This window comes from Nocardia araoensis NBRC 100135, assembly GCF_000308435.1.
Taxonomy (GTDB): Bacteria; Actinomycetota; Actinomycetes; order Mycobacteriales; family Mycobacteriaceae; genus Nocardia; species Nocardia araoensis.
In genome coordinates, this window is the sequence record NZ_BAFR01000295.1 from 1 (window position 1) to 3,272 (window position 3,272).

Here is a 3,272-nt window from a genome sequence, read left to right on the forward strand (position 1 = left end):
CCACCACGTACGCGGGTTCGGCCTCCTTGTCCTTCGCCGAGGCGACGGCGGCCGCGAACGGGCTCCCCACCGGCACCGGCATGGGCGGCAGATCCGACCGGCCCGTCGCGCCGGTGGGCGGTTGCGTAGCGCCTCGATCGTCCGGGGCTCCGTTGAGCGGGCCGACCCCGGCGGGCGGCATGCCCGCGGCCGAGGGCGCTGTCACGCCGGTGCTCGACGGGCCACCCGGTGTCGTCGTTCCCGTCGCGTTCGGCGTGCCGGTGCCGTTGGCGCTCACCGGGTCCGTCGACGCGGCGGTCGCGCCGGGCACGCCCGCTGCGGTCGGGGACGCCTCGCCGGGTTTGCCCTGCGAAGTGGCGAGCGGGTCGGTCTGAGTGCCGTCGGGGGCGGCCGAATCGCGACCGGCGGAACCGGGACCGGCCGTCACCGGGTCGGCATCGGGCGATGCCCCTAGCGTGGACACGGACGGCGTCGTGGGCCGGTCCGTACCGAACGGATCGGTCGAGCTTCCCGGCACCGGGGACGGCTGATCGGTGAGGCCGGCCACCTGCCGGATGTGCTGGGCGAACTGGTCGTCGGATTGCTCGTAGGCGTCCGCGGACGCACGCAACGATGCGGCGGTGCGATCGTGTTCGCTGGCCAGCGCTTCGCCCGCACGCTGCCGTGCGTCGTAGTATCGCTCCAGCGCTTCATAGACGGGGTAGGCGATCTTGCCATAGGTGGGCAGGAAGCTCGCGAGCCAATCCACCGGCGGCTTGGCCCATTCCCTGGTATCGGCGGCCACCCGACTGTGTTGGTCGGCCAGCTGACGCAAAACCGCAGGGTCGATTTCCATGCTGTTCGGCATGCTCGATCAGATCCTTTCCCACCACACGTCCCCCTATTGTCGATCCTTCCCATGAGTGGGGAGTACACGGCGGTCGCCCGTTCCGGCACTTGCGCACTGGCCTTGGGTGGCAACGCTTTTCGACGATCGCGGTATCCCAGCTACTGATCAGCGGCCCGGCCCCGCGGTGATGGTCGGGCGGCGAGGCGCAGCCGCGGCGGGCGCGGGAGCCGGTGCTACGAAGGCCGGATGACCCACGATCTGCGTGTGCGCGTATATCGCGTCGCGCAGAACCTGTCGTGTCGCCGCCTCCGCCAGCAGCAGCACGAGTTCGTCGCAACGCCGTTCGAAGACCATGGCCCGCAGGCCGCTCATCTCCGACGCGTATCGGCCGTCGGCTTGGTCGGCACGCAACTCACCCAACGCGACCCGCGAGACATCGGCGCGCCGCGACAACATCGTCGCCGTGAGCAGATCGTCGGCATCCCGGAGCTCCTCCCACCACTCCTGCGGCACTTCGCGGCGCTGCCGCAGCGCGCCGAGAATCCGCTCGCGTGCCGCGGGCGCTCCCAGCGCGGCCGGGGAACCCAGGCCGGCGCTGTGGACCCGAACGTGTGCGTCGGAGGCCAACTCCCAGCAGCGCAGCCCGATCTCCGACTCCGGCGTGGCCGCGGCGCGCTGCACCAGCGCCGGGGCCGCGACGAGTTCGAGGCGGTCGACCAGACTGGGCCGCGGCGCGCTGAAGTCCATCGCCGACGAGGCGGCCACTTCCCCTTCGATCGGCACCTCGCCCAACTGCCGTCGCAGTTCGGCGTCGACTTCTCGAGAGGAGACGACGGCGGTCAACCGCGCACCGGACTTGCGCCCCCAGGCGATCCCGAACTCCGCCAGCACGCGCGCGGGATCCGCGACGCCCTCCCACGCGCTCTCGGCCACCTCCCACACCCACGGCGTGGACATCTCACGCGGCAGGTACAGCCCGGCGGGTATCCAGCCGCGTCCTTCGTTCGAGGTGACGAACGCGGTGATCCCGCTCTGGTGGCGCATCACCGAAACCGCCCACCCGAGTCCGAGGACCGCCTCGCCGCCCGCGGCAAGGACGCCCGCGAGCAGTGTGCGGGCCAGCACCAGGTCTCCGTCCACTCGCGCGCCCAGGACGAACGCGGGGGCCGCCGCCGAGGTCATGGCAGCGCCGACGACATTGCGCATCGAATCGTCGCGGTCGTCCGCATCGTCCTTGCCCGCGTCCGCGCGCTGCGCGGTCCGCTCGGGCGGCTGTGTCTTCCCCACGGCGCCCGCACCGGGGGGCGGTCCCGCGCTCACCGCCGTGACCTTGGGCGCGGCGGCCGGTCCGCGCGATTCGCCGGGTGGAGCCGTGGTCTGCTTCGCCTGCACTTGCGGCGGACCCGAGCCGGCCTGTGCCGCTGGAGCGGAGACCGCCGGGCCGGACGGGCCGCTGGAGACGGCCGAGGCGGCCGGTGCCGATGCTGCCAGGGAACCCGGCGTCACCACGGGTGGCGGAAGGACCATGGGCGGTGCCACCGACGCCGCCGGGCTGCCCGCGGACACAGCGACATCGCCGGTCTGGTGGGGTGCGGCGGCGTCGTGCGTTTCCGCCGCCGAAACGGTGGTGGAGCGGTCGTGGGTCCCGGATTCGGCCTCGTCGACCGAGATATCCGAACCCCTTCCGTGCGGATCCTGCGCGTCCGAGCCGGGCGCATCGTGGTCGCCGCCGCCCGCAGGCACTTCCCGATCCGAAGTCATGGGCTCGGTGTCCGTGAGCTGTCCGCGAGGCGGGCCGCCCGCGGCGGTCAGGCCGGGTCCGCCGTCGGATGCCCCGCCGGGCGTATGACCGACGGGGACGGCCGTCGTTCCGCCGGGCGGATACTGGCCGGGCACCGGGTCCGTGACCGGAGATTCGGTCGAAGTGTCCTGGGTGGTGCGAGGATCCGGCTGCCTGCCGACCTCGTCTCCGGGCGCCGATGGGTCGACGGTACCGGCGACCGGCTGCTCGTCGGCGTTCTCCGGGAGCACCACAACGGGCGTATCGTCCTTCGGCCGATCGGTCCGGGGTGATCCGTTGTGCCGTGGATCGCCGGAGTGGTCCGTCGCGGGCCGGTGCTGTCCCCGGTCGCCTGCACCGTGGTCGCCGCCGCTGTGGTCGTGCGCGTTGCGATGGCCCGGCTCCCAGGGCCCCGGCTGCCCCAGCGCGTCGGCGATCAAGCCCAAACTGGGCAGCCCCTGAGGGCTGATCGAATTGAGCGCCGCCCGGACGACGTCCTCCACGTCTTCCCGTGCGGCGGCGATCATTCCGGGAATCCGGCTACGGATGGCCTGGGCGTCGGATTCGTCGTCCTCCGCCGCGGCAGCGCGCTTGGTCGCGTTGACCCTCGCCGTCGCCTCCTCGACGATGTCGAGGATCTTGTTGCGGGTCCGATACACCAGG

The 3,272-nt window shown here is 72.5% G+C and carries 2 protein-coding genes; both read right to left on the reverse strand.

Annotated features, from left to right (window positions below):
• A partial coding sequence (locus ON21_RS30590; protein ID WP_039803757.1) for a type VII secretion target occupies positions 1 to 847 on the reverse strand: 847 nt, incomplete at its 3' end.
• Positions 848 to 994: 147 nt separating this feature from the next.
• On the reverse strand, positions 995 to 3,272 hold a 2,278-nt coding region (locus ON21_RS30595), incomplete at its 5' end, for a hypothetical protein (RefSeq protein WP_157171034.1).